Below are 6,001 nucleotides of genomic sequence, written 5' to 3'. Positions count from 1 at the left end.
GGATAAATCCCCTCGCCACAGAGTGATGCGCAGCAAGCAGATCAGCGATCCTTCGCCTCTTTCGCATCCATTTCCGCATTGCGTTCGGCAACACGCTTGCGCTGTTCGTCCGTCAGCTCAACCTTGTTGGCGGTGTCGCGCAGCATCATCAAACCACCCACGATCGAGCCGATGGCGACGATCAGGATTAACCAGGCATACCAGGGCATAGGGCTCTCCTTGAGGGGGCAATGGCCAGACGAGTATTTCGCTGGTCATTGTCCGTACCACTTATGAGCGAAGACCGTTCGCAGTGGTTCCATACTACGCCGGTTATGCCGGGTTCCGCTTATAGCCCGGTCAACATCGCATCGGCCGGAGCGTCTGCGCGTAACTGCGCGGTCAACACGAAGTACACGAAACCCACCGCCATGAAGCCGAGGAAGATCAGCCCGATCAACGCATTGAACCAAGCCATCGCCACCAGGCACACCACGGCCAGGACCAAGGCGATGCCCGGCACGATCGGGTAGCCCGGCGCGCGGAAGGTGCGTTCCAGGTTGGGCTCGGTTTTGCGCAACTTGAACAGGCTGAGCATGCTCATGATGTACATGACGATGGCGCCGAACACGGCCATGGTGATCATCGCGGCGGTGAGGGTCATGCCGCCGAGGTTGATCAGGCCGTCGCTGTAGATGGCGGCGATGCCGATCAGTCCGCCGGCGATGATGGCGCGGTGTGGGGTTTGGAAACGCGAGAGTTTGGCGAGAGAGGCGGGGAGGTAGCCGGCGCGGGCGAGGGCGAAGAATTGGCGCGAGTAGCCGAGGATGATGCCGTGGAAGCTCGCTACCAGGCCGAACAGGCCGATCCAGACGAGCATGTGCAGCCAGCCGGAGCTTTCGCCGACCACGGCTTTCATGGCTTGGGGCAGCGGGTCGTTAATGTTGGACAAGGTGCTCCAGTCACCGACGCCGCCGGCAAAGAACATCACGCCCATGGCCAGCACCACCAGGGTCAGGATGCCGCTGATGTAGGCTTTCGGAATCGTGCGTTTCGGGTCCTTGGCTTCTTCGGCGGCCATGGCCGCGCCTTCGATGGCGAGGAAGAACCAGATCGCGAAGGGGATCGCTGCAAACATCCCGGCAATAGCGGGTGCGCCGAACACGTCGGAGCCGGCCCAGCCGTTGAGGGCGAAGTTGCTGAAGCTGAACGCCGGCGCGACCACGCCCATGAACACCAGCAACTCGGCGACGGCCAGTACGCAGACGATCAGTTCGAAGGTTGCGGCCAGTTTTACGCCGAGGATGTTGAGGCCCATGAACACGATGTACGCGCCGACGGCGGCGTGTTTCGGGTCGAGCGCCGGAAATTGCACGTTCAGGTAGGCGCCGATGGCCAGCGCGATAGCGGGCGGAGCGAAGACGAATTCGATCAATGTCGCGAGTCCAGCGATCAAGCCGCCTTTTTCGCCAAAGGCCCGACGGCTATAGGCGAACGGCCCGCCGGCGTGGGGAATGGCGGTGGTCAGTTCAGTGAAGCTGAAGATGAAGCAGGTGTACATGGCCGCGACCATGAACGATGTCACCAGAAAGCCCAGCGTGCCGGCGACGCCCCAGCCGTAGCTCCAGCCGAAGTACTCGCCGGATATCACCAGGCCGACGGCGATGCCCCATAGGTGCAGGGTGCCCAGGGTGGGTTTTAGTTGTGTGTTCATTGGTGGCTCCCCTCGATAAGTAGCAAAAGCGCTGGAGGAGGGCAGTGCAGTGGGCGTGCCAGTATGGTTCGGGCGGTCGTAATGGGGAGAATCGTGTCGTATCGGGGATGTTCGCGGCTGGATCGCCTGGGTTTGTGCCCCAGTTCAGAGCGTCGGTGCCTGGGCTGGCCTCATCGCGAGCAAGCTCGCTCCCACATTGCTCGGGCTGGGAATGAAAATTCGGAGCGACTAAAGATCCCCCTGTGGGAGCGAGCTTGCTCGCGATGAGGTCCACCCGGGCAACCAAGAAACCAATTTTTACAGATTCTTTATTCCCCCACCCCACCCTCGATCTCGCACCTTTACACCCTCCCTACCGACAATCCCTCCACACACGGCACGACGCCGTACCACGGAGAAATCCCATGAGTGTTCTGGACGGGGTGTCGCTGCTGCTGGCAGTGGCGCTGTTCATTTATCTGTTGGTTGCGCTGTTGCGCGCGGACCGGGGTTAGGAGCGGCTATGCACGGTTATGACTACGGGCTGATCCTCGGCTTCTTCGCGTTGGTGCTGATCCCCGCACCGTTCCTGGGGCGTTTCTATTATCGGGTGATGGAAGGCCAGCGTACCTGGCTCTCACCCGTGCTGGGGCCGGTGGAAAGGTGTTGTTACAAGGTGGCCGGTGTCGATTCGACCACCGAGCAGAGTTGGCAGAAGTACACCCTGGCGTTGCTCGCCTTCAACCTGGCGGGTTTCGCCTTGTTGTTCGCCGTGCTCCTGTTACAGGGACATTTACCGCTCAACACCGAAAACCTGCCCGGCATGGAATGGACCCAGGCGTTCAACACGGCGGTCAGTTTCATGACCAACACCAATTGGCAGTCCTACAGCGGTGAGGCGTCCCTCAGTTACTTGAGCCAGATGATCGGCCTGACCGTGCAGAACTTCGTCAGCGCCGCCACGGGCCTGGCCGTGCTGGTTGCGCTGTGCCGTGGGATCGGGCGCAAGTCCGCCACGACCTTGGGCAATTTCTGGGTCGACATGACCCGTGCAACGCTCTACGGATTGTTGCCGCTGTGCCTGGTGCTGGCTCTGTTCCTGGTGTGGCAGGGCGTGCCGCAGACGTTCGCGCATTATGTGCACGGGGTGACGATGCAGGGCGTCGATCAGGTGATCCCTCTCGGTCCGGCGGCCAGCCAGATTGCGATCAAGCAACTGGGCACCAACGGCGGTGGTTTCTTCGGCGTCAACTCGGCGCACCCGTTCGAGAACCCGACCGCTTGGACCAATCTTTTCGAAGTCGCGTCGATCATCCTGATCCCGGCGGCGTTGGTGTTCACCTTCGGTCATTACGTCAAGGACCTGCGCCAGAGCCGGGCGATCATCGCCTGCATGCTGGCCTTGTTCCTGATCGGCGGGGCGACGTCGCTGTGGGCCGAATACCAACCCAATCCAGCCCTCAACGACGCAGCCGTCGAACAAACCGCGCCGCTGGAAGGCAAGGAGGCGCGCTTCGGCACCACCGCCACGGTGCTTTGGTCGGTGACGACCACGGCGGCGTCCAACGGCTCGGTCAACGCCATGCACGACAGCCTCAATCCGCTGAGCGGGATGGTGGCGCTGGTCAACATGATGGTCGGCGAAGTGATCTTCGGCGGCGTCGGCGCCGGACTCTACGGGATGCTGCTGAACGTGTTGATCGCGGTGTTTCTCGCGGGGTTGATGATCGGTCGCACGCCGGAATACCTCGGCAAGAAGCTCGGCGCCCGGGAAGTGCAGTTGCTGGTGGTGACGCTGCTGGTGATGCCGGTGAGCGTGCTGGTGCTCGGCGCCATCGCCGCGAGCCTGCCCGGCCCTGCGGCGGCGGTGAGCAACCCTGGCGCCCACGGTTTCAGCCAATTGCTTTACGCCTACACCTCGGCGGGGGCGAACAACGGTTCGGCGTTCGCCGGTTTTGGCGCGAACACGCCGTTTCACAACCTGATGCTTGGCCTGGGCATGTTGATCGGTCGTTTCGGCTACATCCTGCCGGTGCTGGCACTGGCTGGCAGCCTGGCGCTGAAGAAAACCGCACCCATCGGCCAGAACAGCTTTCCCACCCATGGCCCGCTGTTCGTGACGCTGTTGACCGTGACCATCCTGTTGGTCGGCGGCTTGACCTTCCTGCCAACCCTGGCCCTGGGCCCGATTGCCGAACACCTGAGCCTGGGTTTCTGAGGATTTGATGATGAACATGCCCCTGAGCAAGACCGTCGTCGCCAAGGCGCCGGAGCAAGCCAAAACCAATCTGTCAGCCCTGTGGCGGCCGGCGCTGGTCCAAGCGTTCGTCAAGCTTGACCCGCGTCAGTTGCACCGTGCGCCGGTGATGCTGGTGGTGGAGCTCACCGCGATCCTCACCACCGTGCTGTGCCTGGTTCCCGACAGCGCGGTGCCAACTTTCGTGGCTGCGCAAATCGCCCTGTGGCTGTGGTTCACCGTGTTGTTCGCCAACTTCGCCGAAGCCTTGGCCGAAGGTCGGGGCAAGGCTCGGGCCGACAGTCTCAAGGCCGGCAGCGAAGGCTTGAGCGCCCGTCGCCAGACCACGGACGGATTCGAGGTGATACCCGCCACCCGCTTGCGCAAAGGCGATGTCGTACGGGTCGCGGCAGGGGAGATGATCCCCGGCGACGGCGAAGTGATCGAAGGCATCGCGGCGGTCAATGAAGCCGCGATTACCGGGGAATCGGCGCCGGTCATCCGTGAATCCGGCGGCGATCGCTCGGCGGTCACCGGCAACACGCGGCTGGTCTCCGACTGGTTGCTGGTGCGCATCACCAGCAATCCCGGCGAGTCCACCCTGGACCGCATGATCGCCCTGGTTGAAGGTGCCAAACGCCAGAAAACCCCGAACGAAGTGGCGCTGGATATCCTGCTGATCGGCCTGACGCTGATCTTCCTGCTGGTGGTGGTGACGCTGCAACCGTTCGCCCATTTCGCCAACGGCAGCCTGCCGCTGGTGTTCCTGGTGGCGCTGTTGGTGACGTTGATCCCCACCACGATCGGCGGCTTGCTGTCGGCCATCGGCATTGCCGGGATGGATCGCCTGGTGCGCCTGAACGTGATCGCCAAGTCTGGCCGCGCGGTGGAAGCCGCAGGGGATGTACACGTGTTGATGCTGGACAAGACCGGCACCATCACCTTTGGCAATCGTCGCTGCGCAGCGGTCCATGCGGCCCCAGGCGTGAGCGCCAAGGAACTGGCCGAAGGCGCCTTGTTCGCCTCCCTGGCTGACGACACCGCCGAAGGCAAGTCCATCGTCGAATACCTGCGCGGGTTGCATCCGCAGGCTGAACCCGCTCTGGACGCGCTGACCGCCGTGCCCTTCAGCGCCGAAACCCGTTTGTCCGGCGTGGATTATCAAGGACGCGTTTATCGCAAGGGCGCGGTGGATTCTCTGTTGAGTTTCATCGGCCTGCCCCGTGACGGGCTGCCCACCGCACTGGCGCGAGAAGTCGACAAGATCGCCCAGAGCGGCGGCACGCCGTTGCTGGTCTGCGTGGACGGCAAGCTGCTCGGTGCCATCCACCTCAAGGACGTGGTCAAGCCCGGCATCCGCGAGCGCTTTGCCGAGCTACGCAAGCTGGGGATCCGCACGGTGATGGTCACGGGCGATAACCCGCTCACTGCAGCCGCGATTGCCGCCGAAGCGGGCGTGGATGATGTGCTGGCCGAGGCCACGCCAGAGAAAAAACTGGCGCGCATCCGCCATGAGCAGAACGATGGCCGGCTGGTCGCCATGTGCGGCGACGGCGCCAACGACGCTCCGGCCCTGGCCCAGGCCGATGTGGGCATGGCGATGAACGACGGCACCCAGGCCGCGCGCGAGGCGGCCAACATGGTCGACCTCGACAGCGATCCCACCAAGTTGCTGGACGTGGTGCAGATCGGCAAGGAATTGCTGGTCACCCGTGGCGCGCTGACCACGTTCTCCATCGCCAATGACATCGCCAAATACTTCGCGATCCTGCCGGCGCTGTTCGCCTCGATCTATCCGCAGCTTGGCGTGCTGAACGTCATGCACCTGAGCAGCCCGCAGAGCGCGATCCTCTCGGCCATCGTCTTCAACGCCTTGATCATCGTCGTGCTGATCCCCCTGGCCCTGCGCGGCGTGCGGGTGCAGGCAGCGAGCGCGGCGGCCTTGCTGCGGCGCAACCTGCTGATCTACGGCCTGGGCGGGATCGCGGTACCGTTCGTGGGGATCAAGGCGATTGATTTGTTTTTGACGGGTCTGCACTTGGTTTAAAAAACGGGAAATTTGGACAGGACCGCTTTTGTGGCGAGGGAGCTTG

The 6,001-nt window shown here is 63.0% G+C and carries 5 protein-coding genes; 3 read left to right on the top strand and 2 right to left on the bottom strand.

From position 1 onward, the window contains the following. Nucleotides 1–41 precede the first annotated feature (41 nt). Both OC610_RS19555 and eat read right to left on the bottom strand, forming a co-directional pair. Entirely contained in the window at nucleotides 42–209 is a 168-nt protein-coding gene (locus OC610_RS19555) for a DUF2897 family protein (protein ID WP_003183831.1), read from the bottom strand. A 119-nt stretch (nucleotides 210–328) separates the two neighbouring features. Then, complete coding sequence (gene eat, locus OC610_RS19550) at nucleotides 329–1,693, bottom strand: ethanolamine permease (RefSeq protein ID WP_198797576.1); 1,365 nt, start codon at nucleotides 1,691–1,693, stop codon at nucleotides 329–331. Between the two features lie 404 nt (nucleotides 1,694–2,097). Here eat and kdpF point away from each other — a divergent pair, with 404 nt between their 5' ends. The 3 genes from kdpF to kdpB are packed head-to-tail and all read left to right on the top strand — an operon-like array spanning nucleotide 2,098 to nucleotide 5,955. After that, entirely contained in the window at nucleotides 2,098–2,187 is a 90-nt protein-coding gene (gene kdpF, locus OC610_RS19545; protein WP_032863112.1) for a K(+)-transporting ATPase subunit F, read from the top strand. An 8-nt stretch (nucleotides 2,188–2,195) separates the two neighbouring features. Then, nucleotides 2,196–3,890 carry a potassium-transporting ATPase subunit KdpA gene (kdpA, locus tag OC610_RS19540; RefSeq protein ID WP_264429988.1) on the top strand — a complete coding sequence of 565 codons (1,695 nt, stop codon included), beginning with the start codon at nucleotides 2,196–2,198 and terminating at the stop codon, nucleotides 3,888–3,890. A gap of 10 nt (nucleotides 3,891–3,900) precedes the next feature. Next, the gene (gene kdpB, locus OC610_RS19535) at nucleotides 3,901–5,955 is read left to right on the top strand and encodes a potassium-transporting ATPase subunit KdpB (RefSeq protein ID WP_264429986.1); all 2,055 of its coding nucleotides are present in this window, start codon (nucleotides 3,901–3,903) and stop codon (nucleotides 5,953–5,955) included. The last annotated feature ends 46 nt before the right edge of the window (nucleotides 5,956–6,001 follow it).

Origin of the sequence: Pseudomonas agronomica, from assembly GCF_025917275.1 — a bacterium.
Taxonomy (GTDB): domain Bacteria; phylum Pseudomonadota; class Gammaproteobacteria; order Pseudomonadales; family Pseudomonadaceae; genus Aquipseudomonas; species Aquipseudomonas agronomica.
The sequence above is the reverse complement of the archived record's forward strand: the minus strand, read 5'-3'. Positions and strand labels throughout refer to the sequence as shown.